The sequence below is a fragment of the Radicibacter daui genome (assembly GCA_030657355.1).
Taxonomy (GTDB): domain Bacteria; phylum Pseudomonadota; class Alphaproteobacteria; order Radicibacterales; family Radicibacteraceae; genus Radicibacter; species Radicibacter daui.
Genome location: CP131057.1, coordinates 619,763 through 646,419, shown reverse-complemented (window position 1 = coordinate 646,419; position 26,657 = coordinate 619,763). Strand labels below are relative to the sequence as shown.

The 26,657-nt window shown below is 64.5% G+C and carries 28 protein-coding genes; 7 read left to right on the top strand and 21 right to left on the bottom strand.

The genetic code is table 11. The annotated features are described in order from the left end of the window. Window positions 1–51 precede the first annotated feature (51 nt). Window positions 52–1,065, bottom strand: coding sequence for a LacI family DNA-binding transcriptional regulator (locus tag QTL98_RS22735; protein WP_445682423.1), 1,014 nt, complete (start codon window positions 1,063–1,065; stop codon window positions 52–54). A gap of 122 nt (window positions 1,066–1,187) precedes the next feature. Between QTL98_RS22735 and QTL98_RS22730 the strand changes: the two genes are divergently transcribed. Genes QTL98_RS22730 through QTL98_RS22720 form a run of 3 tightly spaced genes read left to right on the top strand, consistent with a single transcriptional unit; the run spans window position 1,188 to window position 3,240 of the window. Beyond that, the gene (locus tag QTL98_RS22730; RefSeq protein WP_445682422.1) at window positions 1,188–2,135 is read left to right on the top strand and encodes an ROK family protein; all 948 of its coding nucleotides are present in this window, start codon (window positions 1,188–1,190) and stop codon (window positions 2,133–2,135) included. A 15-nt stretch (window positions 2,136–2,150) separates the two neighbouring features. Further along, entirely contained in the window at window positions 2,151–2,870 is a 720-nt protein-coding gene (locus QTL98_RS22725) for a copper homeostasis protein CutC (RefSeq protein ID WP_445682421.1), read from the top strand. 13 nt (window positions 2,871–2,883) lie between these two features. Continuing rightward, window positions 2,884–3,240, top strand: a complete 357-nt coding sequence (locus QTL98_RS22720; protein ID WP_445682420.1) for a hypothetical protein — start codon at window positions 2,884–2,886, stop codon at window positions 3,238–3,240. A 24-nt stretch (window positions 3,241–3,264) separates the two neighbouring features. Here the strand turns inward: QTL98_RS22720 and QTL98_RS22715 are convergent, their stop codons facing one another. The 10 genes from QTL98_RS22715 to QTL98_RS22670 all read right to left on the bottom strand — a co-directional run bounded on the left by QTL98_RS22715 (window position 3,265) and on the right by QTL98_RS22670 (window position 11,502). After that, a complete protein-coding gene (locus QTL98_RS22715; protein WP_445682419.1) occupies window positions 3,265–3,630 on the bottom strand; it encodes a VOC family protein in 366 nt (121 codons plus the stop codon). A gap of 55 nt (window positions 3,631–3,685) precedes the next feature. After that, window positions 3,686–4,108 (bottom strand): DUF1398 domain-containing protein, encoded by a 423-nt coding sequence (locus QTL98_RS22710; RefSeq protein ID WP_445682418.1) that lies wholly within the window; start codon window positions 4,106–4,108, stop codon window positions 3,686–3,688. Between the two features lie 95 nt (window positions 4,109–4,203). After that, entirely contained in the window at window positions 4,204–4,662 is a 459-nt protein-coding gene (locus QTL98_RS22705; protein WP_445682417.1) for a MarR family winged helix-turn-helix transcriptional regulator, read from the bottom strand. Window positions 4,663–4,758: 96 nt separating this feature from the next. Then, window positions 4,759–5,265 carry a P-loop nucleotide/nucleoside kinase family protein gene (locus QTL98_RS22700; RefSeq protein WP_445682416.1) on the bottom strand — a complete coding sequence of 169 codons (507 nt, stop codon included), beginning with the start codon at window positions 5,263–5,265 and terminating at the stop codon, window positions 4,759–4,761. Between the two features lie 36 nt (window positions 5,266–5,301). Next, a complete protein-coding gene (locus QTL98_RS22695) occupies window positions 5,302–5,883 on the bottom strand; it encodes an NAD(P)H-dependent oxidoreductase (RefSeq protein ID WP_445682415.1) in 582 nt (193 codons plus the stop codon). A 41-nt stretch (window positions 5,884–5,924) separates the two neighbouring features. Next, window positions 5,925–7,331, bottom strand: coding sequence for an FAD-binding oxidoreductase (locus QTL98_RS22690; RefSeq protein ID WP_445682414.1), 1,407 nt, complete (start codon window positions 7,329–7,331; stop codon window positions 5,925–5,927). Beyond that, window positions 7,331–8,653, bottom strand: a complete 1,323-nt coding sequence (locus QTL98_RS22685) for a cytosine deaminase (protein WP_445682413.1) — start codon at window positions 8,651–8,653, stop codon at window positions 7,331–7,333. Before QTL98_RS22685 ends, QTL98_RS22690 begins: the two co-directional genes overlap by 1 nt. A 5-nt stretch (window positions 8,654–8,658) precedes the next feature. Then, entirely contained in the window at window positions 8,659–9,522 is an 864-nt protein-coding gene (locus QTL98_RS22680; protein WP_445682412.1) for an ABC transporter permease, read from the bottom strand. Further along, the gene (locus QTL98_RS22675) at window positions 9,519–10,310 is read right to left on the bottom strand and encodes an ABC transporter ATP-binding protein (RefSeq protein ID WP_445682921.1); all 792 of its coding nucleotides are present in this window, start codon (window positions 10,308–10,310) and stop codon (window positions 9,519–9,521) included. The genes QTL98_RS22680 and QTL98_RS22675 overlap by 4 nt, the downstream gene beginning before the upstream one ends. 163 nt (window positions 10,311–10,473) lie before the next feature. Further along, a complete protein-coding gene (locus QTL98_RS22670; RefSeq protein WP_445682920.1) occupies window positions 10,474–11,502 on the bottom strand; it encodes an ABC transporter substrate-binding protein in 1,029 nt (342 codons plus the stop codon). 362 nt (window positions 11,503–11,864) lie between these two features. On the opposite strand from QTL98_RS22670, the gene QTL98_RS22665 reads away from it, so the two are divergent. Further along, a complete protein-coding gene (locus QTL98_RS22665) occupies window positions 11,865–12,263 on the top strand; it encodes a RidA family protein (RefSeq protein WP_445682919.1) in 399 nt (132 codons plus the stop codon). A gap of 45 nt (window positions 12,264–12,308) precedes the next feature. Beyond that, on the top strand, window positions 12,309–13,106 hold the full coding sequence (locus QTL98_RS22660) for a creatininase family protein (RefSeq protein ID WP_445682411.1): 798 nt from the start codon (window positions 12,309–12,311) through the stop codon (window positions 13,104–13,106). A 112-nt stretch (window positions 13,107–13,218) separates the two neighbouring features. Here the strand turns inward: QTL98_RS22660 and QTL98_RS22655 are convergent, their stop codons facing one another. From QTL98_RS22655 to iolG, 10 genes are all read right to left on the bottom strand, one after another. Further along, a complete protein-coding gene (locus QTL98_RS22655) occupies window positions 13,219–14,157 on the bottom strand; it encodes an alpha/beta fold hydrolase (RefSeq protein WP_445682410.1) in 939 nt (312 codons plus the stop codon). 61 nt (window positions 14,158–14,218) lie between these two features. Next, window positions 14,219–14,836, bottom strand: a complete 618-nt coding sequence (locus QTL98_RS22650) for a TetR/AcrR family transcriptional regulator (protein WP_445682409.1) — start codon at window positions 14,834–14,836, stop codon at window positions 14,219–14,221. A 127-nt stretch (window positions 14,837–14,963) separates the two neighbouring features. Further along, window positions 14,964–15,431: a preQ(1) synthase gene (queF, locus tag QTL98_RS22645; RefSeq protein WP_445682408.1), complete on the bottom strand. Its 468-nt coding sequence runs from the start codon at window positions 15,429–15,431 to the stop codon at window positions 14,964–14,966. A 104-nt stretch (window positions 15,432–15,535) separates the two neighbouring features. Continuing rightward, entirely contained in the window at window positions 15,536–16,018 is a 483-nt protein-coding gene (locus tag QTL98_RS22640; RefSeq protein WP_445682407.1) for a GNAT family N-acetyltransferase, read from the bottom strand. A 9-nt stretch (window positions 16,019–16,027) separates the two neighbouring features. Beyond that, entirely contained in the window at window positions 16,028–16,444 is a 417-nt protein-coding gene (locus QTL98_RS22635) for a lasso peptide biosynthesis B2 protein (RefSeq protein ID WP_445682406.1), read from the bottom strand. Between the two features lie 124 nt (window positions 16,445–16,568). Beyond that, complete coding sequence (locus QTL98_RS22630) at window positions 16,569–18,263, bottom strand: methyl-accepting chemotaxis protein (protein WP_445682405.1); 1,695 nt, start codon at window positions 18,261–18,263, stop codon at window positions 16,569–16,571. A 201-nt stretch (window positions 18,264–18,464) separates the two neighbouring features. Beyond that, complete coding sequence (eda, locus tag QTL98_RS22625; protein ID WP_445682404.1) at window positions 18,465–19,109, bottom strand: bifunctional 4-hydroxy-2-oxoglutarate aldolase/2-dehydro-3-deoxy-phosphogluconate aldolase; 645 nt, start codon at window positions 19,107–19,109, stop codon at window positions 18,465–18,467. A gap of 39 nt (window positions 19,110–19,148) precedes the next feature. Then, the gene (locus QTL98_RS22620) at window positions 19,149–20,084 is read right to left on the bottom strand and encodes a sugar kinase (protein WP_445682403.1); all 936 of its coding nucleotides are present in this window, start codon (window positions 20,082–20,084) and stop codon (window positions 19,149–19,151) included. Window positions 20,085–20,248: 164 nt separating this feature from the next. Then, window positions 20,249–21,379: a Gfo/Idh/MocA family protein gene (locus QTL98_RS22615; RefSeq protein WP_445682402.1), complete on the bottom strand. Its 1,131-nt coding sequence runs from the start codon at window positions 21,377–21,379 to the stop codon at window positions 20,249–20,251. Window positions 21,380–21,467: 88 nt separating this feature from the next. Next, window positions 21,468–22,454, bottom strand: coding sequence for an inositol 2-dehydrogenase (gene iolG / locus QTL98_RS22610; protein ID WP_445682401.1), 987 nt, complete (start codon window positions 22,452–22,454; stop codon window positions 21,468–21,470). Between the two features lie 255 nt (window positions 22,455–22,709). Between iolG and QTL98_RS22605 the strand changes: the two genes are divergently transcribed. Further along, window positions 22,710–24,641, top strand: a complete 1,932-nt coding sequence (locus QTL98_RS22605) for a bifunctional 5-dehydro-2-deoxygluconokinase/5-dehydro-2-deoxyphosphogluconate aldolase (protein WP_445682400.1) — start codon at window positions 22,710–22,712, stop codon at window positions 24,639–24,641. A gap of 143 nt (window positions 24,642–24,784) precedes the next feature. Beyond that, window positions 24,785–26,635, top strand: a complete 1,851-nt coding sequence (iolD, locus tag QTL98_RS22600) for a 3D-(3,5/4)-trihydroxycyclohexane-1,2-dione acylhydrolase (decyclizing) (protein ID WP_445682399.1) — start codon at window positions 24,785–24,787, stop codon at window positions 26,633–26,635. Window positions 26,636–26,657 lie beyond the last annotated feature (22 nt).

The window sequence follows — 26,657 nt, the reverse complement described above, 5'->3', positions numbered from 1 at the left end:
GTTACCGGTGCGGCCCTTTTTGCTGGGTCGATTGACGTCGGGCCGAAGCCTTTACCCGGTCAGCCGCTCGGTAAAACGGGTGGCGATGTGGCTGACGCCGCCGACGCGGCTGTCGGAGGCGGTGAGGTGGGCGATTATGGCATCGACGAAGGCGCGGTGGTCATAACCGATGGACGAGATCGGATAGGCCTCGAAGCTCAGCAGCGACAGGTCGTCATAGCCATAGAGGCGGAAGCGCGTGGGGCGCCCTTCGGGGAAGTCCTTGCGCTGCACGTCCAGCAGGCCCATCGCCATGGCGTCGGAGGTGCAGAAGATGGCATCGGCGCAGCGTTCCCCGCACAGGGCAGCAGCAGCAGCCCGGCCGCTTTCATAGGAATAGTCGCCCTGGAAGGTGCGGATAAGCTGGATGCCCTCGATGCCGAGCGCGGCGCGGTAATATCCGATGCGCGCCTGCTCGACGAGGGAGGAGGAGCGGCCGGTCACCAGCGCCGCCGTCTTCACCCCCTGGCGGGCGGCATGGGAAATGGCCTGATGGATGCCCACCGCCTCGTCGGCGATCACCGCCGGGCTTTCGGCATCGTGGCGGCCGTTCAGCATGATCACCCGCTCGGAGCGGAACATCTCGCGCACGCTGGCAGCGTCGGCAAAATCGGAAAAGACGATGGCGGCATCGACATGGTAGGCAAGCCCGTCGCGCAGGAAATCCTGCACGCTCGCCACATCGCCCACCCGGACGAACATCACCTGCTTGCCGCTGCCCTGGATGCGGGCGATGAGCGAATCAAAAAGGTCGAGGTCGCTGAGATCGTGCAGGTGATTGACCAGCACGGCCACCAGATTGACGCTCTTGCGCGTGAGGCTCTGCGCCAGGATGTTGGGGCGGAAACCAAGCTCGGCGGCGGCAGCCAGCACGCGCTCGCGTTTTTCCGCCGAGACCGGACGGGGCGAGGCAGAAAGGGCGCGGCTTGCTGCGGCGCGGGATACGCCGGCCAGCGCTGCCACATCGGAGATGGTGGGCTGCCTGGTCGGGTCGGCTATGCCGGGCGTCCTGGTGTTTCGTGTCATGCTGCTCGCGGGGGTCGGGCGCTGATGCTTGAATGGGGAAAGAAAACTACTTCCAAAGGGTTGTAACATAGAGCGTGCATATGTTCGCGCGCTTTTGGTGGCAAGGGGGCCTTAGAAAACAAGTGCTGTGTTGTCTGGATGTGGGCGGCAGTTTCATCAAGTTCGGCACTGCCGAAGGGGCCGAGGTTACCTATCGTGGCAAGGTTGCAACCCCGGCGCGGGACTGGGACGCCTTTGTTTGCGCCGTCGCCACGCTGATTGCGGCGGCTGAGGTGCCGGCCGGGGCGCCGGTGGCGCTTTCCATTGCCGGTATCTTCGACCCCGACAGTGGTTACGCCACCACGGTTGCCAATATCCCCTGCCTTGAAGGCCACCGGCTGCCGGTGGAACTGGGCGCGGCCCTTGGCCGCCCGGTCTCCGTTGCCAATGATGCCGATTGTTTTGCCCTGGCCGAGGCGGTTGCCGGCGCGGGGCGCGGGCATCGCATCGTCTTCGGCGCCATTCTCGGCACCGGGGTTGGCGGCGGGCTGATCGTCGACGGGCGCATGGTGCGCGGGGCGGGCGGCATTACCGGCGAGTGGGGCCACGGGCCGGTTGCCGGCATGGTGGCCGGTGCCGACGGGCCGGTCAGCGCGCGGCTCGGCTGCGGCTGCGGGCAGGTGGGCTGCCTTGATGCCGTTGGCGGCGCGCGCGGTCTTGAACGGTTGCATGAGGTGCTGAGCGGCGAGCGGCTGGCCAGCCAGCAGATCGTCGAGCGCTGGAAGGTCGGCGAGGTGGTTGCCACCCGCACCATCCATGGCTGGCGCGATGTGCTGGCGGATCCGCTGGCGCTGGTGGTCAATGTGGTCGGTGCGTCGATTATTCCTGTAGGCGGGGGGCTTTCCGGCGAGCCGGGGCTCATTACCTTGCTGGATGAGGCTGTGCGTATGCGCATCCTGCGACGGCTTGCGGCGCCGCTGGTGGTGCCGGCGACGCTGGGCGGCGATGCCGGACTTATCGGCGCTGCCGTACTCGGTGCGCAGGAATGGCAGGGTGCAAGCCCTGTTGCAGGTTCTGATGGCCAGTTCTGATAAAGGAAAACCGGAATGATCCGTCTGGAAGTGTGCGTCGACCTTGCCGAGAGCATCGACGAGGCGATTGCCGGCGGCGCCGACCGTATCGAGTTGTGCTCGGCGCTGGAACTGGGCGGGATGACGCCGGGCCCCGGCCTCATGGGTTTTGCCGCCCGGCAGAGCGCCCCTTCCTACGCCATGATCCGCCCGCGTGGGGGTGACTTCACCTTCAGCCCGGTGGAGGTGGCGATGATGGAGGCGGATATCGATGCCGCCCGGGCTGCAGGGCTTGCCGGTGTCGTCCTTGGTGCCAACCGCGAAAATGGCACGCTGGATATCGAGGTGCTGGCCCGGCTCAAGCGCCGGGCCGAAGGCATGGGCACCACGCTGCACCGCTCCTTCGACCTGACGCCCGACCCGTTCGCCGCGCTGGAAGAGGCGGTGGAACTCGGCTTCGAGCGCATCCTTACCTCCGGCCAGGCCCGCTCCGCCACGCAGGCGACGGAATTGCTCTATGCCCTTAGCAGCCGTGCGGGCGGGCGCATTTCCATCATGCCGGGCGCGGGCGTGCGGCCGATCAATGCCGCAACGCTGGTGGCGGCAACGGGCGTCAAGGAAATCCACGCCTCAGCCTCCCTCATCCTGCCGGAAGCGGAAGGACGGGTGCGTGAGTTCGGTTTTGCTCCGCTCGAGCGCCGGCGCACCAGCCGCGATGAAGTCTCCCGCATCAAGGCGGCCCTTGCCGCACTTTAAGGATCTCCGGACAATGAAGCTCAGGACTCTTCTTCCCGCCCTTGCTGCCGCCCTGTTGCTTGCGGCCTGCGCACCGAGCGACAGCGATGTCGAAAAGGCAGTGCGGGCAGACCTTGCCAGCCAGGTGCGCGGGGAAAAGACGGTGCTCTCCTTCTTCCACACCCTCACCGGCCAGGGCGGCGGCAAGGGTGAGGTAGAGGCCGAGACGCAAAAGACGCTCGACGCCGCCGTCATCGGTGTCGGCAAGAAGACCGGGCAGCCCGATGGCTCCTACATCGTGGTGGTGACCGTGGCGCTGCCCGGCCATACGGCCACCACCAGCAATGTGAAGATGCTGAAAGCCTCGGATGGCTGGGTGGTGGCCAACTGAGGATGGCGGACCGCGAGGCGTCGCTTATTCGGGCAGGTGGCAGACCGCTTCCAGATTGTGCCCGTCGGGATCGATGACGAAGGCGCCGTAATAGTTGGGGTGATAGTCGGGGCGCAGCCCCGGCGCCCCGTTATCCTTCGCCCCGGCGGCAAGAGCGGCAGCATAAAAAGCATCCACCGCGGCACGGGTTTCTGCCGCCAGCGCAATATGCAGCGGGGATGTTGCCTCATCGGCGGCGCCGATCCACAGCGCCGGGTGCTGCGGCGTGCCGTAGCCGGCCACGTCGCCAAAATCCATCTGTTTGGCGTATCCCAGCGGCGCCAGCGCCTTGTCGTAGAAACTCATCATCGCGGCGGGCTGACGGGTGCGCAGGCCGATATGGTCCAGCATGGTGATTTCCTTCTGTCTTCAGGTTCCGGGGCTGATCGGGGCAGTGCGGGAGAGATCAGGGCGCCGGCGGGAAAAGTTCGACATGCATTTCGGCGCGGCGGCCATAATAGACCGCCCGGCGGCCGCTGAGGGAGACCAGATATCCGGCGCAGCCGGCCTCGGCGATAAGGGTGCAGAAAGCGCGATATTTGATCAGCCCGGCCTGCACAGAGCGTACGGCCGCCTCGACGCCGGCAGCTGAAAACTGCCGAGCCACCGGGCTTGCAAGCGGATGGCAAGCGAGTGTGAGGCTGGTGCCATCCGGCAGATAATAGGTCTTTTCATTCCGCATCAGATCGGCGTGATAACGCTCGACCCCGGCAGCTCTCAGCTGTCCGATGACTTCGGGAAAGCTCAGGCGTTCTTCGTCCGATCCTGTGGTGCAGGCGTGTATCGCGGCGCGGGCGGCTTCGGGCAGGGCGGGGATGTGGGTGTTCATCTCGTTCGGGCTCCATTGTCTGGCCACAGGGCGGCATTGCCGCCTGCATCGGCAGGCGGTGTGGTCAGGGTTCATCGGGAGGATGGACGTGCGGCTTATCCGGTCGGCGGCGTGCGGATGCCGGTCTGCCGGGTGATTTTTCCGAGGATGTCCAGCAAGGTCTGGCGTTCCCCGGCGCTCAGGTGGCCGAAGAAGAGAGCATCATTTTCATCGGCCAGTGCCGCCAGCTGCGGCACCAGTTCCCGCCCGGCGCCGGTGATGGCGAGGGTGTGAGAGCGTTTGTCCGTCTCATCGGCGGTGCGGGTGACGAGGCCCTTGTTTTCCAGCCGGTCGGCCAGTTTGGAGATGGCGCCGCGGGTCAAATCCAGCTTCCCGGCCAGCTGGCTCGGCACCATGGCGGGCACTTCGTAAAGTTCGCGCAGCATCACCCACTCGGCCACCGTCACCTCCATTGCCTCCACCTTGAGGGCGAAGCGGTGTGAGACCTGATTGGAGACCATGCGCAGCCAGTAGCCGAGATGGGTCTCAAGGGCGGAGAGGGGAGTATCGGGCATGGAACGATCCTGTTTGTTGACTAGGAAACTATCACATATTGTTTCCTAGTCAACTATCTTGATGGGCAGAAGATCAGGAAGGCCGGACAGCCGGTATCACCAGTCTCCCAAGCGCGCTGCGATGGCGGCAACGGCGTGGTCTGCCGATGTGGATGCCGTATCAATCCTCAGCTCTGCCTCAAGCCAGGGGGAGTAACTGCGGTTGAGCACTTTTTGCCAGTCGGGCTGGATCAGGCCGGGGATATCGGCTTCCCGGCTTTCAACACGGCGCCGGTGCTCCCGCGTGTCGGAGCAGAGGATTTCCACGCGCAGCAAATGGGTGCCCGCTCGTGTGGCGGCAGAAGTGAAAAGCTCGCGCGTAACGTCCCACGGGTTTACGCAGTCGATGATGGTGGTGTGCCCCAGCTCCAGATTGGAGGCGGCAAGCGCAGCCGCGATCTGATAACTCTCCGGCCCCGCCTCCTGCCCGGGGTTAAGTGCCAGAATGGCGACCTCTATTTCGTCGATCCGCAGATAGACGGCCCCCGTCCTTGCCGAAAGCTGGCGGGCTATTGTGCTTTTTCCGGTCCCAGGAAGCCCCGAAAAAGAAACAAGTGTCGGCACGCTGGAACCCTCTGGGCGGCTTGCGGCATCTGCCTCTCAGAAGTTTGCCATTTGCCTGCGCACCTGTTCCAGAAAAGCCTGCCGCTGCCCTTCGCCCACATTGTTCATGTCATAGAGCGCCAGAAATTTTACCGGGGCGAAGGGTTTTACCAGCGCGCGCAGCATGCGCATGAAAAGGCGCCGGGGCGGGTTGCCCATCAGGAAGGTGCGCCAGCGGGTGCCGCCGTAAGTGACGATAGCGGCCAGTTTTGTGATGTGCTGGAGATTGGGCGAGACGGCGCCGTTCTCCAGTTTGAAGGAAACACCGGGCAGAAACACCCGGTCGAAATAGCCCTTGAGGATGGCCGGGAAGCCGTAGTTCCAGACCGGGTGCACAAGCACCAGCGCCTCGGCACGCTCCAGCCGCTGCACGTAACTTTCCACCGGCTGCCGGTTGGCCGCGAGATTGTGATAGTCGAGCCGTTCCTGCCGGGTCAGCACCGGCTGGAAATCCTCGGCATAAAGGTCGCAGTCATCGACCTCGTGGCCGGCAGCTGTCAGCGCTTCCACCACCGTGCGGTGAAGCGCACCGCCGAAACTTTCAGCCACCGGATGGGCGAAGATCACCAGAACACGCATCTGCTGCCTCCGTCTCCTTCGCCCTTTGCCGGATTTCCGGGTCAGCCCGCCGCCTTGAGGCCGGGGAAGAGATAGGTCGTCTGGCTCGAAAAATCGAAATCGGGATTTTCCCAGCCGATCATTTTGCCCGGATTAAGCAGGCCCTTGGGGTCCGCCTGGCGCTTGAAGGCCAACTGCACCTCGTCGGTCTGCTTCATGCCGCCTTCTTCCAGCGTGTAGCGGTGCGGGTTAAAGATCGGGCAGCCATTATCCTCGTGGATGCGGATGATCTCCTCCAGCCGCCCGGGGGTGGTGTAACGCACGATGGGCAGGCCGAAGCAGGTGATGTTGCCGTCAAAGCGCACGAATTCGAGATGGGCCGGCACCTCGTCGCCGAAGATCTTCACCATCTTCATCGCCCGCTCGATCTGGTTCGGGAACGGGTAGAGCACCTGGAGATAGGTGATGGTGGGATCGACACGCAGGCCGAGCAGCGTGGTGTGGTTCCAGGCCAGCTCATAGGCCGGCGGCAACCCACGCTTTTCCTCCGCCGTTGCCGTATCGGTGCGGAAAAGCACCTCGCCCTTGTGGCGGCGGGTGAAGGCCATCAGCGCATCCATGGAATGCGGCGCGACGATCACGATGACGACGGACTGGTCGCGGCGGATGAAGCGCTGGTGCTTCAGGAAATAATCATGCGGCACCGGCGCGGCGATGGGGGCGATCTCCTTGAGGAGCATGCCGTCCTGATTGCCGAGCGCATCGCCGAACCGGGCGGCAGCCTCGAAATTGTCAAAGCCGATCAGCACGTCCTGCCAGTCATAGGCAGCGGTCAGCGGCAGCTCGACCTCGGTGATGATGCCGTTGGTGCCATAGGCATGGGCAGCCTTCTGTACCTCCTCGCCGGTCAGTTCGATGATCTGCGGCTCGGCTTCCATGGTGACGATGCGCAGCTTCAGCACATTGCCAAGATCGCGCAGGCCCCCCCAGCGGATGGAGCCGACACCGCCCGAGCCGCCGGCGACAAAACCGGCGGCGGTGGAGGTCTTGTAGGTGGAAGGGTGCAGGCGCAGCTCCTGACCGGAATGGGCGCGGGTGGCGATATCGATCTTGGAGAGCAGGGCGCCCGCTTCCACCAGCACGCGACCGGGGGCGATTTCCTTGACGGCGTTCATCGCCGACAGGCTGAGCACCACGCCGCCCGACAGCGGCATGGCCTGCCCGTAATTGCCGGTGCCGGAGCCGCGCGGGGTAACCGGCACACCAAGCTCGAAGCAGGCCTTCAGCACGCGGATAACCTCGGCCTCGGTGCGCGGGGTCACCAGCAGCTCGCCGCTCACATGGTCGAGCTGCTCTTTAAGGATGGGGGAATACCAGAAGAAGTCGCGGCTCTTCTGCTTCACGAGGCGGGGGTTATCCTCCATCTCGATGCCATCGAGAGCGGCCTTGAGGGCGGTCAGGTCAGTCATCACGCGACATCCATCAGATCGTCGAGTTCCCGGTAATCGGGCAGGGTACGGTCAATGGCGCGGCCTTCGCGCACCACCACGCGATCGGCCTGCGGGCGGGCCAGCAGTTCGGACCAGCCGCGGGCGCGGAACAGCACAAGGTCGGCCCCGGCGCCCGGGCGCAGGCGGCCGCAATCGGGCCGGCGCATCATGATGGCAGGATTGGCGGTAACGATGGAGGGCCAGTCGCCAAAGGGGTGGTCGAGATGGCAGATGCGCACTGCTTCGCGGAAAACCTCGACCATGTCGAGGTCGCCATAGGCGTAGAACGGGTCGCGTGTATTGTCGGAGGCAACGGCAACGGTAACGCCGCGCTGCTTCAGTTCATGCAGCAGGGTAATGCCGCGCCAGCGCGGGGTGCGGCCGGCCACGCGGTCCTGCAGATACATGTTGCACATGGGCAGGGAGACGACGGAGATGCCGGCCTTGGCCACCAGATCCATCGTGCGCTCGGCCTCCATCTCGCCCTGCATGGCAAGCGAGCAACAATGGCCGACAGTGATATGCCCGGTGAAATGGTTGCGCAGTGCCGCATCGGCAATATGGCGCAGCGAGCGGGCCGAGGGGTCGCGCGTCTCGTCGACATGGAAATCGAGATCGAGACCGGCTTCGGTGGCGGCCTTCATCATGCGGTCGAGCCCGGCATCCAGCTCCGGCACCATGAAGGTGACGGCGCCCAGCACGCCGGCATGGCGCTTTACCGTGCCGAGAATGTCGGCAAAGAAGGCATCATCGACCATGAAATGGATGGGAACGAGGCAGGCGGCCTGCAGATCGACCCGGCCTTTCCACTGCGAGCGCATTTCCGAGAAAACCGGCCAGGAAATGCCGTGCTGCGGGGCAAGGCTGTCCAGATGCGTGCGCAGCAGGCGGGTGCCATGGGCCCAGGCGCAGCGCAGGGAAAAATCCATGCGGCGGGCAACATCGCTGGCGCTCCAGCGTGCCTCGCGGTCCGCACCTACCGCGTTCAGCGCCCCCTCAAAACTGCCATCCGGGTTGGGTTTGCGCGGCCAGATATGGCCCTTGTCGATATGGGTGTGCATGTCGACGAAGGCCGGCCACACCATGCCACGATCAAGATCGACCGTCGGCAGGTCTTCCGAGGCCGTACCGCCCGCCGGGGTGATGCGTTCTATCATCGCACCATCGACGATAAGGTCGATGCCCGTCAGCCCGCCGGCGCCGCCAGAGGTGGCAAGGGCGGCGGGAAGGCAGGAGGCCGGGGCGGTGGCATTGGCAAGGCGGTAGCGTCTTGCGTCGGGAATGCGCACAAAATCAATCACTTGTCTTAATTCTCCCGGCGCAGGGCGCTTTCATGCCATTTGCGGAGCAGCAAATGGGAAACGAGGCTGGTGGCAAAGAAGATCAGCACGCCCGTGACCGACAGCAGGATAAGGGCAGCGAAGAGGCGCGGGATATTGAGGCGGAACTGCGCTTCCAGCAGGCGGAAGGCGAGGCCCGAGCCGGAGCCGGCGGACCCGGCGGCAAACTCGGCTACCACCGCGGCGATCAGCGCAAGGCCGCCGGCAATGCGCAGGCCGGCAAGGAAATAGGGCAGGGCCGCCGGGATCCTGAGCCAGAACAGGGTCTGCCAGCGGCTGGCACGATAAAGCTCAAAGAGATTGAGCAGATTGTGGTCGGTCGATTTAAGCCCCTGCGCCGTGTTGGAGAGCACAGGGAAAAAGGCGACGATCCAGGCGCAGATGAGCAGGGCTACCTGCGTGCTGGGCGTATAGATGATGATGAGCGGCGAGATGGCGACGATGGGCGTGACCTGAAGGATAACGGCATAGGGGTAGATCGCCAGCTCCACCCATTTCGACTGGGAGATAAGGATGGCAAGCGCCACACCGCCCACCAGCGCCAGGATAAGGGCGGTGAAGGTGATTTTGAGCGTGACGACCAGCGCGGCGCCCAGGATCGGCCAGTCCTTCACCAGCGCATTCGCCACCAGAACGGGCGAGGGCAGGATATAGGGCGGCACCTTGTGGGCGACGACATACCACTGCCAGACCGCCAGCAGCAGGAAGAGCATCAAAACCGGCACGAGGATGCGCACCAGCGTGGGCGAAAAGACGAGGCCGAGCGCGCGGCGGAAACCGCTGCCGGAGGAGGTCGCACTGCTGGCGGGGGCGGGCAGGATCTCGCTCATGCCGGAACACTCGCGTTCATGGCCGCATCCAGCGCGTCGGATGCCTGGCGGCAGCAATCATTATAAACGGTGCTGGTGCGGAATTCATCGCCGCGCGGATAGGGTGCCTCCACCCCCATGTCGGTGAAAACGCGGCCGGGCCTTGCGGCCATCACCACGATGCGGCTTGAGAGATAGACGCTCTCGAACACCGAATGGGTGACGAAGATGACCGTCCAGCCGAACTTCTCCCACAAGGTAAGAAGGTCGTTGTTGAGCTTGAAGCGGGTGATCTCGTCAAGCGCGGCAAAAGGCTCGTCCATCAGCAGGAGGCGCGGCCGGGTGACGAGGGCGCGGGCGATGGAAACGCGCATCTTCATGCCGCCGGAAAGCTCACGCGGATAGGCGGTCTCGAATTTTTCGAGGCCCACCATGGCAAGCGCCTCGCGCACGTCGGAGGCGGCAGCCTTCTTGCTGATGCCTCGCAGGCGCAGCGGCAGCCAGACATTTTCGTAAACCGTTGCCCACGGCATCAGGGTGGGTTCCTGGAAAACGAAGCTCACCTCCGGCTCGGCCTTGCCGGTGGCGTCATGCATGCTGGTCGGCCAGTCGAGGCTGCCGGAGGAGGGGGCGCCGAGGCCGGCGATGATGCGCAGCGCCGTGGATTTGCCGCAGCCCGAGGGCCCGAGCAGGCTGACGAACTCTCCCTGCCCGATATCGAGCGACATGTGCTCGAGGGCAAGCGTGCCGTTGGAGAAGGTTTTGGAGACTGACCGCAGGGAAACCAGCGGCCGGGCCGGCGCCGGCATGCCGGCGGGGGAGGCGGTGAATGTCACGTCCTTGAGACCCGATCTCGTAAGGGAACCTTGAAAATGTCCCGGGAGGAAGGCTCCCGGAAAAAATCCCCGCCCGGCCGATGCCGCGCTCTCAAGGGCGCTCGTGCCGTACCGGGCGGGGTGCCCCGGAAGGTCGTTACTTCATGCCGACGCCCTTGCAGACGAACTGGCTGGTGAAGACCTTCTTGTAATCGCCGCCCGCCTTGATGACGCCGGCGGTGACCATCTGGTCGTAGAAGGTCTTGACGTGTTCGTCGGTCATGCAGCCGATGCCGCCCTTCAGCGCATCGCCGGATTCAACCAGACCGAATTCCTTCATCGTCTTGAGCGAGAAGGCGATCTGCTCATCCGTCATGTCCGGATTGTCTTTCTTGATCGCTTCGTTGGCGGCCTTGTTGTCGCCATGGAGGTAGTTGTACCAGCCGATGATGGAGGCATCGACGAAGCGCTGCACCAGCTCGGGCTTCTGCTGCACGAAGGGCAGCTTGGCCTCGATGAGGGTGGAATAGGTGCCCCAGCCCTGGTCGGCGAGCAGGAAGATCTTGGGCTTGAAGCCGCCCTGGGTTTCAACCGCAAACGGCTCGGAGGTCACGTAACCCTGCTGGACCGAGTTCTTGTCGGCCAGGAAGGGGGCGACGTTGAAGGTATAGGGCTTGTACTGCGCATCGCTGAAGCCCGGGAAGGCCGCCTTCATCCACTGGAAGTAGGAGGCATAACCGTCCTTGCCCATGAAGATCGACGGCACCTTGATAAGGTCGGTGAATTTCTCGATGCCGGTATCCGGGTGGGCCATCAGCATCTGCGGATCTTTCTGGAAGATCGCCGCAACCTCGACCACCGGAATGTCCTGCTCCAGCGCGGAGAGGGAGCCGAGCAGGTCACCCGCCATATAGAAGTCGATCTGGTCGGCGAGCAGCAGCTGGCGGTTGGCCGCCTGCGGGCCGCCCGGCACGATGGTCACATCGAGCCCGTACTTGGCGTAGGTGCCATCGGCCACGGCCTGGTAATAACCGCCATGCTCCGGCTCGGCGAGCCAGTTGGTGCCGAACTTGACCTTGTCCAGCGCCAGGGCAGGCATGGCCATGCCCGCGGTCACCACGGCGCTGATGAGCGCGGCGATAACGGGCTTGCTCACGAGCGGTTGACCGGAAACGGGCTTCAACAATTTCATGTTTTTCTCCGCCTCTTGACTGTTCGAGCCCTCGTTTCTGTCTGGCCGGTTTCAGCCGGCCCCGGGGCTGCTTGCGATGGATGCGCCGGCGGGCAGGATGCCCCCTCCCGGCAAGGTCAACAGACGTCATGAGGCGCAAGAGGTGTGCCAGATGCTGCGTCGCGGCATGGCCCGCAGAACGGCATTGAATCCCGCTATGGACACTCGTCCTATTTGTCTAGTCATGAATAAAAAATGGGCACCTGCTGGCGCGGGAAGCGGCAGTGCCCAAAAGTCCGCCAGAGGCGCTTGCAAGCGGTCGGAAGCCGGGCCTAGTGTCTGGCAAATCCAAATCCTCGCCGCCGGTACGAGCCGCCATGCGCCATCTGACCCCGCCCGATATCCGCCCGCCCTTTGGCCGCTACAGCTATGGCGTTGAAGTTCCGCCCGGCTGGCGAATGCTGCTCTGTTCGGGCCAGCTTGCCATTTCGCCGGAAGATCAGATCCCCGAAGGGGTTGAGGCGCAGACGGAGCTGTGTTTCCGCAATGTCGAGGCGGTGCTGAAATCCGCTGGCATGGGGCTCGGCGACATGGTGCGCATCAATGCCTATGTGACGGCGCGCGAGCATATGAAAGGGTATATGGCGGCGCGTGACCGCTTTACCGGCAGCCCGCCGCCAGCCTCCACACTGATGATCGTCACCGGCTTTACCCGGCCGGAATTTCTGGTCGAGGTGGAAGTGCTGGCCGCCGCCCCGCCGCTGGCGGGCGCATAAAGATTTTCCAAAAGACAAACCGAACAGCAGGACAGGAACGAGCCGATGCTGCCCAAGCGCTACTGGCACGAAATGACCACGCGGGACTTCGCGGATAATGACACCAGCGGCTGGATTGCCGTGCTGCCGGTGTGCGCCATCGAGCAGCACGGGCCGCATTTGCCGGTCTATACCGACACCTGCATTGCCCGTGGCATGGTAAGCCGCGTGCTGGAGCTGCTGCCCGCGGACCTGCCGGTGACCTTCCTGCCCGATCAGGCGGTGGGCAAATCCAATGAGCATATTGCCTCTCCGGGCACGCTTACCCTTTCCTGGCAGACGCTGACGCAGCTGCTGATCGAACTGGGGGAAAGTGTCTATCGCGCCGGCGTCAAAAAACTCATCCTCATCAATTCCCACGGCGGCAATGTGCCGATCCTTGATGTGGTGGCGCGCGAGCTGCGTGTACGCCACGGCATGATGGTGGTGCCAACAGCCTGGACGCGCCTTGGCCTGCCGGAAGGCATGTTCTCGGAAGAGGAGCTGCGGGTCGGCATCCATGGCGGTGACATCGAAACCTCGATGATGCTGCATTTCCGGCCGGATCTGGTGAAGCTGGAACACGCCATCGACTTCAAATCGACGCAGAGCGACTTCATCCGCGATTTCAAACATCTGCGCGCCCATGGCACCGTGCCCATCGGCTGGCAGGCGCAGGACCTGAACCTCGCCGGCACCGTCGGTGACGCCAGCATCGCCACAGCCGAAAAGGGCAAGGCGGTGATCGATCTGGAAGCGAAGAACTTCATCGAGCTTTGCCAGGACATGGCGAAGTTCGACCTGAAGCGACTCTGGCAGGGATAAGCCGGGGCTGGTTCCAGCCTCGGCCATCCGTTCCGCCGCCGGGATTGAGCGCAAAAACAGCCGGCACGGTGGTATCCGTGCCGGCTGTTCTTCCAGGGGGCCTTGGCGAAACTCAGGTCGGCATGAAGCCCAGCAGCTGTTCTGCGACAGCACGGGGTGCCTCTTCCGGCATGTAGTGGCCGCAGGAGGTGAAAACGCCGCCAGACACGTTATCGGCAACCAGTTTCATGGTGTTCAGAAGCGCAAGCCCCACTCCGTTGTCGGCCCCGAAGGCCAGAACGGGAATGGCGAGCTTGCGGGTTCCCCGCTGGCGGTTCGCCGCCAGACCTTCAGCGCTCAGCGCCGCGCGATAATAGGCCATCGCTGACCGGATGGCCCCGGGCAGCGAGTTGACACGCACATACTCGGCAAGATCGTCGGGCGCGATCGCCTCTCGTCGGGTGGCCTTGGCGGCGAAGAGCCAGGACAGGAACTCGCGTTCGCGGCCGGCAAGCAGGATTTCAGGCAGGTCGTCCAGGCGGTTGAAGCCGAAATGCCAGGTCTTCACATTCGCGTCCTGCGCCGGAATGCCGGGAGGCGGCGGCTCGGAGATGCCGGGAAGCGCGGAATCGAAGACGGCCAGCCGGCGCACTGCATCCGGATGCTCCGCTGCCAGCGCATAGCCGATCCAGGCGCCGATATCGTGGCCCGCGACATCTACCGGACCAGCCCCGTCGATCCCGAGAGCGGTCATGAACTGCCGGATATCGCCGGCGACGGTGCCAAGGTCGTAGCCGCCTGCCGGGCGGGAAGAATCTCCAAGCCCGCGGGGGTCGAGTGCGATCACACGGCGCCCGGCCTGGGCCAGCAACGGCATCACGTGTCGCCATGTGTACCAGCTCTGTGGCCAGCCCGGGATGAGCAGCAGTGGCTCGCCCGCGCCGCCTTCGACGAAATTCAGGTGGACGTCCGGAAGACGGACGCTGCGGCGGGAAAAAATCTTCCAGAAGGGGCCGGGTTGCCATGGCTGGGAGCTGTCGGCGGAGCCGGTCGGAATGGTCATGTGCGTCATGGGAGAGCCTGCTTTTTTGGGAAAAGAAAGGAAGTGAATGCTTCCTAATTGTGCAAAAAAATTAATCCAGCAGCCGCAATGCCTCGCTCACGAGGCTTGCCATCTCCGCGCGGCTGCGCCCGGTTTTGCCGAGAACCCTCATGCCCTGCATCAGGCAAAGCAGCAGCCTTGCCGTTGCCCCGGCATCAATGTCAGAGGCGACGGACCCATCGGCCTGGCCTTCCTCAAGGCTTTCCAGCAGCCGCTTCTCGTGGCTGGCGAGGACGGCTTTCAGCCGCGCTGCAAGGTCGGGCTCGGAGCTTGCGAGATCGACCGCGCTGCCAACGACAAGGCAACCGAGAAGTCCATCCTCGCCCTGGCTGTAGTCGGCATAAAGCGAGAGGATGGTCGCCACCTTTTCATGCCCGTTGCGGGCCTTCGCCAGGCCGTCGGCAAGCCGGTCGATACGCAGCTGGATATAGCGGTCGAGCGCGGCATCGAAGACGCCGCGCTTGTTGGTAAAGGCCTTGTAAAGGCTGCCTTCGGCGATGTTCATCGCTGCGGTGAGCTCGCTGAGCGAGGTGGCGTGATACCCGTTGCGGGTGAAGATGCGGATGGCGCCGTCGAGCGCCGCCCCGGTGTCGAACTCACGCGGGCGGCCCGGGCTGCGAGCGGGTGCGGAAGAGGGGCGGGATGGCATGGTCGATATCCAGTGGCGCTGACGGGGACCATAATAGGAAGTGATCTCTTCCAAATCAAGAAGACAATTCCCCGGACCGTGCAGCCCGGGGAATTGTTGAAAGTGGAGCCTGTATCCGGCTGCGGTCTCAGCCGCGTCCGCGATAGGGCGGCACGCCCTGATCGGGGATCCACATGCCTTCCGGTGTGGCGCCCGACTGCCAGAAAACATCGATGGGAATGCCGCCGCGCGGATACCAGTAACCGCCGATGCGGATCCAGAGCGGGTCCAGTTCCTGTTGCAAGCGAAGGCCGATCTGCACCGTGCAGGCCTCATGGAAAGCACCGTGGTTGCGGAAGGAGCCCATGAAGAGCTTCAGCGACTTGGATTCAACCAGCCAGTTGCGCGGCACATAATCGATGACGATGTGGGCGAAGTCGGGCTGGCCGGTCACCGGGCAGAGCGAGGTGAATTCCGGGCAGGCGAAGCGCACGAGATAGGGCGTGCCGGGGTTAGGGTTCGGCACGCGTTCCAGCACGGCTTCTTCCGGCGAGTTCGGCAGCTTGCTGGCGCCGCCCAGCTGGGTCAGGTGCGCGGTGAGGTCGGTATGGGACATAGGGAGAGCTCCGGTCTGGCGCCGCTGCCTGGGACAGCGGGCGGAAATTGGCGGTTTCCTGCGCCCCGGAGCACGGTGCCGTCAAGCCCCGTGCAACAACTGCCTCAATCCCACCCGGCTTCGCCCTTCGGCATGAAGCCAAACCGCTGATAGAAAGCGACGGCGCCGGAGGGGTTGTCTTTCTCGACCTTCAACTCGATGGCGTGGAAGCCGCGCGCGTGAAAGGTCGCTGCAATATGGGTGAGCAGCGCTCGCCCAAGACCGTGGCGGCGGCAATCTTCGCGCACCGCAATGTCCTTTACGAAGGCACTGGTCCAGCAGAGCGCAGCGGCGGCCAGCCGGGCATCGGCATCTTCCACCAGAAAACATAAAGCCGGGTCGAACTCGCTGTCGCTGCGGGTCGCTTGCCACCAGTCCTCGAAGGGGCCGACCGAACCCCCGCCATGACGATAGGCTTCGGCAAAGAGGGAGTGCATTTCCCGGGCGCGGTCCGGCGTAAACGGGGCGAGGCGGAAGCCGGAAGGCCAGACGGGATCGCTTGCCAGCTTCGAGGGCGGTTCAAAGCGCAGGTGGTGATATCGGGACAAACCGGAGCCTCAGGTGAGATCCGCCAGCGGTTTGAAATCGCCGGCTTCGGCGCCGCCCAAAAGCGTAACATCGGCCAGTATCAGCCAGGCGTGGGCAGCAAGCTTCCCGCCCTCAAACCCGACACCGAAGCGGACCACTCCGCCCCGGATTCCTCGCCGGGCCAGCATCATCCGTCCGGCAAGCGCCCGCACGAGGCAGGTGTTGTGCCAGGGCAGGCGCCTGTCCATCCGGTTCAGCAACACGGCGACGCCCCGCGCCCGGGCCATTTCGGCAGGAGAGAGCGGCTGCGAAGACGACGCATCGTCCACACTTTTTCGCGCCGTCCCGAAGAGTGGCAGGGTCCAGCGTACCGGCACGACGAAGACCATGGCCCAGGCGACTGCCAGGGCCAGGGCGGCTTCAAGATAGGCCAGACGTAATCTCATTCTTGCAGCTCAAGCGTATTTGCCCGCCCAGAATACCGCGCCGGCGGGGCGTCGGCAAAGGGTGTGCTTGAGCCGTGCGCCGGGGGGCCGGAAATGGCCACCCGGCGGAACAGAACGGCCTTGATCAGGCGGCCTGCGAGCGGGCGAGGAACTGCTTGAGTTCGCTGCTCAGCAGCTCTGCGTCCCTGGCGAGGTCGGCGCTGATTTCGCCGATCTGGCGGGCAGCATCGCCGGTCTGGCGGGTGGTCTGGTCAATCGCGCCGATGCTGTCGCTGGCAGCGCGGGTGTCGCGGCTGGCGTCGTGCACATTGCGGGAGACTTCTTCCACCGCGCTGCCCTGTTGTTCGACGGCGCCGGCGATGTTCCCGGCGATCTGCGACATCTCGCCGATCACCGTGCCGATCTCGTCGATAGCACCGACCACGCCGCCCGTTGCCTGCTGGATGGCGCTGATATGGGCGCCGATTTCTTCGGTGGCCCGGGCGGTCTGCGAGGCGAGGTTCTTGACCTCGCTGGCCACGACGGCAAAGCCCTTGCCGGCTTCACCGGCGCGGGCGGCCTCGATGGTGGCGTTCAGCGCCAGGAGGTTGGTCTGGCCGGCGATGGCGTTGATGAGTTCAACAACGTCGCCGATTTTCTGTGCTGCCCCGGCGAGGCCTTCGGCGGTCGAGCGCGTGCGCTCCGCCTCTTCTGCCGCGCGGCTGGTCACGGCGCTGGAATGTGAGACCTGCTGGCTGATGCTGTTGATGGCGGCGGAGAGCTCGTTAGCGGCGCCGGCTACAGCCTGCACGTTGCCGGAGGCCTGAAGGGCAGCGCTGGATGCGGCGCCTGAGCGCTCGCCGGCTTCATGGGCCGCCCGGATGGTGACCTGGGAGGCGTCCTTCATGCGCGAGGCGGCGGTGAGGATGCGGCTGGCGACGGCGCCGATGCTCTCGGCAAGGCGCTTGGTAAGGCTGTTGAGTTCGGCCTGACGGGCGCGGGCGGCTTCATCCTCTGCCGCCTTGGCGCGCTGCAGCTCTTCAACCTTGCGGGCATTGTCGCGGAACACACGGACGGCATCGGCGATCTGCCCGACCTCGTCACGACGCTCCGTATCCGGAATGGCGATCTCGATATGGCCGTCGGCAAGCTCGTTCATGATGCGGGTCATGCCACGCAGCGGGCGGGCAACCTGGATGACGCCGATCCACAGCAGCAGGCCGGCAACAAGGATGACGCCCACCAGCGAGCCGCCAACAAGGGCGATGATCGTGGTGTGGTAGAGCGATGCGTTGTTGTCCTTGGCAGCGGAAAGCTCGGTTTCATAGATGGTGCGCAGATCATCGCCGGTGCCGTCGGCACTGTCGCGCGCCTCAAAGGCGTCTCCGAGAGACAGGGTCAGCGCTTCGCTGTCCTTCTGCTCATGGGCAAGGCTCATCACCTCGCCGACCAGCTTGCGGTAGTTGGCGGCACCTTCCGCCGCCGTCTCGATCAGCTTGCGCTCCTCCGCGTTGATCGCGAGACCGCGCAGGGTGGCGAGCGACTCATCGACCGTCTGCAGCTCTTCTTCCAGCGCGGCGCCGGCCTCTTCAACCGTCTTGGCGTCGTCCGCGAGGATGGCGGCCTTTTCCTTGTCGGCCGCGGAATAGAGCGCCTCCTGCATTTCCAGCACGGCAACCAGCCCGGCGGCATCGCGGTCGATGACCACGTTGGAGGCCTGGTTGAGACTGGAAAGGGCATAGGTACCGGCGCTGACAATCCCGAGGCAGAGCAGGACGGTAAGGACGGTCGGCACGAGCAATTTCTGCACGAGCCCGAGATTTTGCAGGGACTGACGCATCGGACTTTCCGGTTCCCGAGAAAGTGAGCGGCGCCGCCTGAAGAAGCCTGGATGCTGCCGGCAACGCCTTAAAAGGATGCCGGCAACATCACGGGGGGTTACGCAAAATACATCTATAAATCGGTATATATAACCAATTGAACTATAGTTCGTTTGCTGAAATTATCCGCTAACACGTTGTTGTTACGTGCAATTTTGTAATCAACCCTTCAGGGCCGCCGCGGCGCGTGCATTCTTTTCGATGGTTGCCCAATCTTTGGATGCAATCACCTCGCGCGGGGCAAGCCACGAGCCGCCAACGCACAGGATGTTCTTGAGGGCGAGATATTCGGGAGCGCTGGAGAGGCTGATGCCGCCGGTCGGGCACCAGCCCAGATGCGGCAGCGGACCGGAAAGCGACTTGAGATAGGCAGCGCCGCCAGCCTCGCGCGCCGGGAAAAACTTCATCAGCTCATGGCCACGCTCGGCAAGGCGCATCGCTTCCGAGGCGGTGGCGGCTGCCGGCAGCATGGGCAGGCCGCAGGCATCGACGGCATCCAGCAGCTGTTCGGTGCTGCCGGGGGAAACACCGAACTGGGCGCCGGCATCAAGTGCCTTCTTCGGATCATCCGGCATCAGCAGGGTGCCGGCGGCAACGATGGCGCCCGGTACGTTCTTGCGCACGGCTTCTATCGCGCCGAGGGCGGCCGGGGTGCGCAGGGTGATTTCCACCACCGGCACGCCGCCGGCCACAAGCGCCTCGGCCATCGGCACGGCATCTTCCACCTTGTCGATCACCACCACGGCGATGACGGGGGCAGCCTGCATCCACTGGCGAAGGGCGGGGGTGTAGCTCTTGCTCTGCATTTTTTGTCGCTTCTCGTTCTGATAAGGCGCGGCGGGGCTTCAGGCAGCGGCGGAGGCGATGAAGGCCTCCACATCGGCGCGGCGCGGAATGGGGGCAATGGCGCCGTAACCCTGCGTGGAAAGCGCAGCGGCGGCATTGGCGTAATAAGCGGCGGCCCAGGGGTCACGTCCGGCGGCAAGCTCGGCCAGGAACGCACCGCCGAAACAGTCACCGGCGCCGGTGGCATCCACCGGCTTTACCTTCTGCCCGCGGACACGGCGGCGCTCGTCCGGCGTGGTGATCAGCGCGCCATCGCCGCCAAGCGTCAGCGCCACGATGCGGGCGCCGAGCTTCAGGTAATAATCGGCCACCTTGTCGGGATCGGTAAGGCCGGTGAGGTGGGCGGCATCTTCCATGCCCGGCCGCGCGATATCGCAGCGGCTCATGGCAGCATGGATGACAGCCCGTGCCCGGTCGAGTGGCCAGAGATTGAGGCGCAGGTTGGTATCGTAGGAAACGGTAACGCCGGCAGCCTTCGCGGCTTCAATCGCGGCAAAGACGGCATCGGCCGGCCCGTCGCCGATGGCCTGCGAAATGCCGGTTACATGCAGGATGCGGGCGGTGCGGATGGTCTCCAGCGGCACATCGGTCGGCACCATCTTGCTGGCGGCAGAGCCGGCACGGCGGTAGCTGAAATGGTGGCCCTTGTCGTCATGGGTCACGAAATAGATACCGGTGGGCGCTGCACGGTCGCGCGCCACATGGGTGATATCCACCCCCTCGGCATTCCACAGATCGATGAAGGCATCGCCGAAGCTGTCGGCGCCCACGCGGGAGATGTAGCCGACCCGCGCGCCCTGGCGGGCAGCGGAGATGGCGACGTTGGAAGTATCACCGCCAAAGCCGGGCAGGAAGGTGCCGTCGGCACGCTGGTTCAGCTCATAAAGCGGTTCGCCGAGGCAAAGGATTTGCGGGGCGGGGGCAGGGCTCGTCATGTCTTCGATAAATCCCGAACTGCGTTTCCAAAAACGCGCCCGCACCTTCTTTTTGCTGCCGGCAAAAGAAAGCCGGCCCGGGGCTTGTTGCGTTCCGGGCCGGATCATAAGCGCGTTTTTTCAGCGGGCCCAAGGGCTAAATGGATGCCCTCCGGCAGGTCTTGTCAGGCTGAAAGCTGTTGCCAGCCGCCCGATTTTGCCGAAGCGAGGATCGCATGGACAATGTGTTCGATCTTCAGCGCTTCCTCAAAATCCGGGTAGAGAGGATGGTTGCCGGCAAGACCGCCCAGAAGGTGCGCGACCTCCACCGTCTTCATCTCGTTAAAGCCGAGCGAGTGGCCGGCGGAGGGCATGAAACGGTCATAGGGCGGATGGGCGGGGCCGCTGAGGATGGTCTTGAAACCCTGCTCGGCGGCGGGGTCTGCCGCCTCAAACAGGCGCAGCTCGTTCATGCGCTCCTGATCGAAGGTGATCATGCCCTTCGAGCCATGGATTTCGAAGGCGAGGTGGTTCTTGCGGCCCCAGGCGGCGCGGCTCGACAGCAGCGTGCCCATCTGCCCGCCGGCAAAGCGGATAAGGGCGTTGGCCTGGTCTTCATTCTCCACCCGGCCGGTTTCGCCGGGGCGGGTGGGGTCGGGCCGGTCGACGTGCACGGTGGCGATATCGGCTGAAACGCTGGCAACCTCACCCACAAGGAAGCGCGCCACACTGATGAGATGCACGGCAAGATCGCCGAGTGTGCCGGAGCCGGCATCGGCAATGCGGCAGCGCCAGGTGTAGGGCAGGCTCTCGTCCGCCATATAATCTTCGTCGCACACACCGCGGAACTGGATTATCCGGCCGATACGGCCTGCCTCGATCAGCCGTTTGGCATGCAGCACGGCGGGGTTCTTGATGTAATTGTAGCCGGCAAGGGAGCCGACGCCGGCCTTGCGCACGGCAGCGGCCATCGCCTCGGCATCGGCAAGGGTCAGCGCCAGCGGCTTTTCGCAATAGACATGTTTGCCGGCTTCAGCCGCGGCAATCGCCATGTCGCGATGCATGCCATTGGGCGTGGTTATGGAGACAACATCCACCGCCGGATCGGTTATCAGCGCCCGCCAGTCGCCGGTCCAGCGGGCAAAGCCGCATTCGCGCGCCCGCTGCTCGGCCCGAGCCGGGTCGGCATCGCACAGCATCTCCAGCCGGGGTTCGGGAATTTCGCTGCCGAAAGCGGCAAAGGCTTGGCGGAAGGCAAGGGCATGGGCCTTGCCCATATAGCCGGTGCCGATAACGCCGATACCGAAACTCTTCATCTTGGGTATGTCCCCGAAAGGATCAGGCGCCACAGGCGGCGGGGCAGGGCCCGCCACCTGTTCGCCTTGCTGATGCGGAAATGGTTTTTTACAGCTTTACGGTCTCGCCGGTGCGGGCGGCCTTTTCGGCGGCATCGGCCAGTTCCAGCGCCTTGAGGCCATCGATGCCATTGGGCGTCGGGGCCTTGCCGTCGTTGAGGCAGGCGATGAAATGCTCCAGCTCGCGGGCATAGGCCTGCTGGTAACGCTCCAGGAAGAAGGGCATCAGCGCATCGCCGGTATAACCCTTGCCGCTGGCGCTGCGCACCATGGTGGGCAGAGGATTATCCATCTGCAGCATGCCGAGCGAACCATGCACTTCCACGCGCTGGTCATAGCCATAGGTGGCGCGGCGGGAATTGCTGATCTGGCAGATGGCGCCGGAAGCGGTCTTGAGCGTGACGACGGCAGTATCGATATCGCCGGCAGCGCCGATGGCGGGATCGACGAGGCAGGAAGCGGCAGCCTGCACGCTCACCGGCTCTTCCCCCAGAAGGAAACGCGCCATGTCGAGGTCATGGATCATCATATCGCGGAAAAGGCCACCGGAGCGCTTGATGTAGTCGACGGGCGGCGGGGCCGGGTCGCGGCTGGTGATCTGCATCAGCTCGACCTTGCCGATCTCGCCGGCGCGGATGCGCTTTTCCAGCGTGGCAAAGTGCGGATCGAAGCGGCGGTTAAAGCCGACGAAGAGGGCGGTGCCGGCCTTGGAGACCCTGGCAAGGCACTCGCGCACCCGCGCGGAGCTGAGATCGACCGGCTTTTCGCAGAACACGGCCTTGCCGGCGGCGGCGGCGCGCTCGATGAGGTCGGCATGGGTATCGGTGGGGGTGGCGATCAGCACTGCATCGACATCGCTGGCGGCGAGGATATCGTCGATGGTGGAAATGCGGGCGCCGGTGCGGGCCGCCACTTCCTTTGCGGCGGCCTCGATCGGGTCGGCCACGGCGACAAGGCGCGCATTGGCGCTGGCGGCGACGGTTGCGGCATGAATGCGCCCGATGCGACCCAGCCCGAGCACGGCAATGGCTAACATTCCTGATTTCCTCCAGATTTCTTCTTGAGACGGCCCCATGAGACTGCCTTGCGGGTGCGTCTTTCGGCAGCCCTGTTGTTCCGGGCGCACTTTATCGCGCTCTTTCGGCTTTGAACAGAACACAAATTCTGGATTGACCTCGAGATGGAATTTTTGTTTCATTTTGATCCAACGACAGATCGAGGTTTCGACCCGCCCTACCGATCGGGTACGGAGGGGATAACGAGACCTGAGTAGGGTAGGGAATGTTCCGCCATGGGCGCGACCAAGGATCTCGACGTCATCACCGTCGGCCGCTGTTCTGTTGACCTTTATGGCCAGCAGGTGGGCGGGCGGCTGGAAGATATGGGCAGCTTCGCCAAATATATCGGTGGCTGCCCCGCCAACATTGCCGTCGGTACCGCGAGACTCGGCCTGCGCTCCGCGCTGATGAGCCGGGTAGGCGACGAGCATATGGGGCGCTTTATCCGCGAGACGCTGGAGCATGAAGGCGTCGATACCGGCCTTTTGAAAACCGACCCCAGACGCCTGACGGCGCTGGTGCTGCTGGGTATCCGCAGCGAGGACAGTTTCCCGCTCATCTTCTACCGCGAAAATTGCGCCGACATGGCGATAGCGCCGGAAGATGCCGACCCCGCCTTCATCGCCCGGGCGAAAGCCGTTGTGGTGACCGGCACGCACTTTTCCACCGCCGGGGTGGACGCAACCTCCCGCCGGGTGATGGAGCTCGCGAAGGCGAGCGGCGGCAAGGTGGTGTTCGATATCGACTACCGCCCGGTGCTGTGGGGCCTGACCGGCCACGGGCTCGGGGAAGAGCGCTTCGTCAGCAATGAGAGCGTGACGAAGCATCTGCAAACCATCCTGCCGCTCTGCGACCTGATCGTGGGCACCGAGGAAGAGCTGCACATTGCCGGCGGCACCACCGATACTGTCGCCGCCATCCGCGCGGTGCGGGCGGTGAGCGATGCCGTTATCGTGTGCAAGCGCGGGCCGATGGGCTGCTCCGTCTTTACCGGGGCCATCCCCGATACGCTGGATGAGGGCATCCGCGGGCCGGGCTTCCCGGTCGAGGTCTATAATGTGCTGGGGGCGGGCGACGCCTTCATGAGCGGCTTCCTGCGCGGCTGGCTGCGCGATGAGCCGTATGAAACCTGCTGCGCTTATGCCAATGCCTGCGGTGCCTTTGCCGTCTCCCGCCATGGCTGCGCGCCGGCCGTGCCGTCCTGGACCGAGCTTGAGTTTTTCCTGAAGCGCGGGGTGAAGCAGAAGGCGCTGCGCCTCGACCCCGATCTCAACCGCATCCATTGGGCAACGACGCGGCCCGTGCGCTATCAGCGCATGATCGCGCTTGCCTTTGACCATCGCTCCCAGATGGAAGATATGGCGCGCGAGACCGGCGCCGATATGGAGCGCATTGGCGATTTCAAGCAGCTGGCGCTGAAGGCCGCGCGGCAGGTGGCTGCCGGGCGCCCCGGCTTTGGTGTGCTGGTGGATGGGCGGCTGGGGCGCGATGCGCTGCATGCGGCCTGCGAGGGCGACCTCTGGGTCGGCCGGCCGATCGAGGTGCCGGGCTCCCGCCCCATACGGTTCGAGGAAGGGCCGGACCTTGGCAGCGCCCTCACCGAATGGCCGCTGACGCAGACCATCAAATGTCTTGTCTTCTATCATCCGGACGATCCGGCAGAACTGCGCGCCGAGCAGGAAGGCGAAGTGCTGCGCCTCTTCGATGCCTGCCGCCGCACGGGGCATGATTTCCTCTTGGAGATCATCTCCTCCAAGGCCGGGCCGATGCGGGACGATACCGCGGCGCGCGTTATCCGCCGCTTCTATGAGCTGGGGGTGAGCCCCGACTGGTGGAAGCTGGAGCCGCTGACCAGCAGCGCTGCCTGGCGGGCCGTTGCCGGGGTGATCGAGGAGAACGATCCTTATTGCCAGGGCATCGTGGTGCTGGGGCTTGAAGCCGATGAAGCAACGCTGATCGCTTCCTTCAGGCAGGCAGCCGGCGAGCCGATGGTGAAAGGCTTTGCCGTTGGCCGTACCATCTTTGGCGATCCGGCACGCGCCTGGCTCAAGGGTGAGATTGACGATGCCGGCGCCATCGAGATGATGGCCGGGCGCTTCCGTACGCTGGCCGATGCCTGGCTGGAGCTGCGGCCGGACGGAAGCGGCCCGGACGGGAAGAGATAGGGCAAAATGCCCCTGAAATGCCTTGGGGGCTAAGGCCCCTGAACGGCGATACTGGATGTGACGCGGATAAATTGTGCGGGAAGCGCCAACCGGCAAAAAGACCGGTGAAGGACGCAAAAACCCCCGCCCCCAGGGAGGAAGAGATGGCAGTGGTTCGCCTTACCATGGCACAGGCCGTGGTCCGCTACCTTGCTGCGCAGATGACGGAACTGGAAGACGGGACCCGGGCGCCGCTTTTTGCCGGCGTGTGGGCCATCTTCGGCCATGGCAATGTCGCCGGCATGGGCGAGGCGCTTTATGGCATCCAGGACAGGCTGCCGACCTATCGCGCCCATAACGAACAGGCGATGGCGCATGCGGCGATTGCCTATACCAAGGCGCTCGGCCGCCGGCGCATGATGGCCTGCACCACCTCCATCGGCCCCGGCGCCACCAATATGGTGACGGCGGCGGCACTGGCGCATGTCAACCGCCTGCCGCTGCTCTTGCTGCCGGGTGATGTGTTTGCCGGCCGCGAGCCGGACCCGGTGCTGCAGCAGATCGAGAGTTTTGCCGACGGCACCGTCAGCGCCAATGACTGCTTCCGCCCTGTTTCGCGTTTCTTTGACCGCATCCAGCGCCCCGAGCAGATTTTGCAGGCGCTGCCGCGCGCCATGGCCGTGCTGACCGACCCGGCGGAATGCGGCCCGGTGACCCTGGCGCTGTGCCAGGACACCCAGGCTGAAGCTTATGATTATCCGGAAGAATTCTTTGCCGAGCGCCTGTGGCGCTGGCGCCGCCCGCAACCGGACCTTCTGGAACTGGCCGACGCGGCGGCTGCCCTCAAGGCAGCCAAGAAGCCGGTGATCATTGCCGGTGGCGGTGTGCTCTATTCCGCCGCCAGCCACGCCCTTGCCGCCTTTGCCGAAGCGCATGGCGTGCCGGTGGCCGAGACGCAGGCCGGCAAAAGCTCGCTGGCGTGGGATCATCCGCTCAATCTCGGCTCCGTTGGGGTGACCGGCAGCTCGGCCGCCAATGCGATGGCGGAGGAGGCGGATGTCATTCTGGCCGTCGGCACCCGCCTGCAGGATTTCACCACCGGCTCTTGGGCACTCTTCAAGGCGCCGGGGCGAAAGCTCATCCAGCTCAACACCCAGATGTTCGATGCCGGCAAACATCACGCGCTGGCGCTGGTGGCAGACGCGCGTGCCGGGCTTGATGCCCTCTCCGCCACGCTCGGGGCTTATGCGGCGCCGGCCGACTGGACGCAGAAGGCCAGCCGCGGCATCGGCGATTGGAACCAGGCCGCTGACGCGGCGATGGCGGCGAGCGAAACCGCCCTGCCGTCCGACGCGCAGGTGATTGGTGCGGTAACGCGGGTCATGGGGCATGACGCCATTGCGGTGTGTGCGGCGGGCGGCCTGCCGGGTGAGCTGCACAAGCTCTGGCGCGCCAGTGGCCCGCATGGTTACCACATGGAATATGGCTATTCCTGCATGGGCTATGAGATTGCCGGCGGCCTTGGCGTCAAGATGGCGCGGCCGGAGCGCGATGTGGTGGTCATGGTGGGTGACGGCAGTTACCTGATGCTCAATTCCGAGATCGCCACCAGCGTGATGCTGGGCCTGAAGCTCACCATCGTCGTGCTGGATAATCGCGGTTATGGCTGTATCAACCGCCTGCAGAAGGCAACCGGCGGCGCCCCCTTCAACAATCTGCTGGCTGATACGCGGCATGAAGTGCTGCCGGAGGTCGATTTCGCCAAACATGCCGAGAGCCTTGGCGCCGTGGCGCGCAAGGTAACGGGCGTTGCGGCGCTTGAAGCAGCGCTGGAGGCCGGCAAGGCCGATACGCGCACCACAGTCGTGGTGGTCGATACCGACCCTTACATCACCACCAATACCGGCGGGCACTGGTGGGATGTAGCGGTGCCGGAAGTCTCCACGCGCGAGAGCGTGCGCACGGCGCGCGAGAACTATGTCGCCGCCCGGCGCCGGCAGATCCTCGCCAACTGAATTTTCCTTCTTTCTCTAACGC

What these genes read in the sequence shown, in the direction of transcription:
- QTL98_RS22605 (WP_445682400.1), top strand. Translation starts at nt 22,710, where the DNA reads ATGGGCGCGACCAAGGATCTCGACGTCATCACCGTCGGCCGCTGTTCT.
- QTL98_RS22720 (WP_445682420.1), top strand. Translation starts at nt 2,884, where the DNA reads ATGAAGCTCAGGACTCTTCTTCCCGCCCTTGCTGCCGCCCTGTTGCTT.
- QTL98_RS22620 (WP_445682403.1), bottom strand. Translation starts at nt 20,084, where the DNA reads ATGACGAGCCCTGCCCCCGCCCCGCAAATCCTTTGCCTCGGCGAACCG.
- QTL98_RS22710 (WP_445682418.1), bottom strand. Translation starts at nt 4,108, where the DNA reads ATGAACACCCACATCCCCGCCCTGCCCGAAGCCGCCCGCGCCGCGATA.
- QTL98_RS22735 (WP_445682423.1), bottom strand. Translation starts at nt 1,065, where the DNA reads ATGACACGAAACACCAGGACGCCCGGCATAGCCGACCCGACCAGGCAG.
- eda (WP_445682404.1), bottom strand. Translation starts at nt 19,109, where the DNA reads ATGCAGAGCAAGAGCTACACCCCCGCCCTTCGCCAGTGGATGCAGGCT.
- QTL98_RS22630 (WP_445682405.1), bottom strand. Translation starts at nt 18,263, where the DNA reads ATGCGTCAGTCCCTGCAAAATCTCGGGCTCGTGCAGAAATTGCTCGTG.
- QTL98_RS22615 (WP_445682402.1), bottom strand. Translation starts at nt 21,379, where the DNA reads ATGAAGAGTTTCGGTATCGGCGTTATCGGCACCGGCTATATGGGCAAG.
- QTL98_RS22725 (WP_445682421.1), top strand. Translation starts at nt 2,151, where the DNA reads ATGATCCGTCTGGAAGTGTGCGTCGACCTTGCCGAGAGCATCGACGAG.
- QTL98_RS22715 (WP_445682419.1), bottom strand. Translation starts at nt 3,630, where the DNA reads ATGCTGGACCATATCGGCCTGCGCACCCGTCAGCCCGCCGCGATGATG.
- QTL98_RS22650 (WP_445682409.1), bottom strand. Translation starts at nt 14,836, where the DNA reads ATGCCATCCCGCCCCTCTTCCGCACCCGCTCGCAGCCCGGGCCGCCCG.
- QTL98_RS22660 (WP_445682411.1), top strand. Translation starts at nt 12,309, where the DNA reads ATGCTGCCCAAGCGCTACTGGCACGAAATGACCACGCGGGACTTCGCG.
- iolD (WP_445682399.1), top strand. Translation starts at nt 24,785, where the DNA reads ATGGCAGTGGTTCGCCTTACCATGGCACAGGCCGTGGTCCGCTACCTT.
- QTL98_RS22655 (WP_445682410.1), bottom strand. Translation starts at nt 14,157, where the DNA reads ATGACGCACATGACCATTCCGACCGGCTCCGCCGACAGCTCCCAGCCA.
- QTL98_RS22705 (WP_445682417.1), bottom strand. Translation starts at nt 4,662, where the DNA reads ATGCCCGATACTCCCCTCTCCGCCCTTGAGACCCATCTCGGCTACTGG.
- QTL98_RS22635 (WP_445682406.1), bottom strand. Translation starts at nt 16,444, where the DNA reads ATGAGATTACGTCTGGCCTATCTTGAAGCCGCCCTGGCCCTGGCAGTC.
- QTL98_RS22665 (WP_445682919.1), top strand. Translation starts at nt 11,865, where the DNA reads ATGCGCCATCTGACCCCGCCCGATATCCGCCCGCCCTTTGGCCGCTAC.
- QTL98_RS22675 (WP_445682921.1), bottom strand. Translation starts at nt 10,310, where the DNA reads ATGCCGGCGCCGGCCCGGCCGCTGGTTTCCCTGCGGTCAGTCTCCAAA.
- QTL98_RS22680 (WP_445682412.1), bottom strand. Translation starts at nt 9,522, where the DNA reads ATGAGCGAGATCCTGCCCGCCCCCGCCAGCAGTGCGACCTCCTCCGGC.
- queF (WP_445682408.1), bottom strand. Translation starts at nt 15,431, where the DNA reads ATGTCCCATACCGACCTCACCGCGCACCTGACCCAGCTGGGCGGCGCC.
- QTL98_RS22690 (WP_445682414.1), bottom strand. Translation starts at nt 7,331, where the DNA reads ATGACTGACCTGACCGCCCTCAAGGCCGCTCTCGATGGCATCGAGATG.
- iolG (WP_445682401.1), bottom strand. Translation starts at nt 22,454, where the DNA reads ATGTTAGCCATTGCCGTGCTCGGGCTGGGTCGCATCGGGCGCATTCAT.
- QTL98_RS22695 (WP_445682415.1), bottom strand. Translation starts at nt 5,883, where the DNA reads ATGCGTGTTCTGGTGATCTTCGCCCATCCGGTGGCTGAAAGTTTCGGC.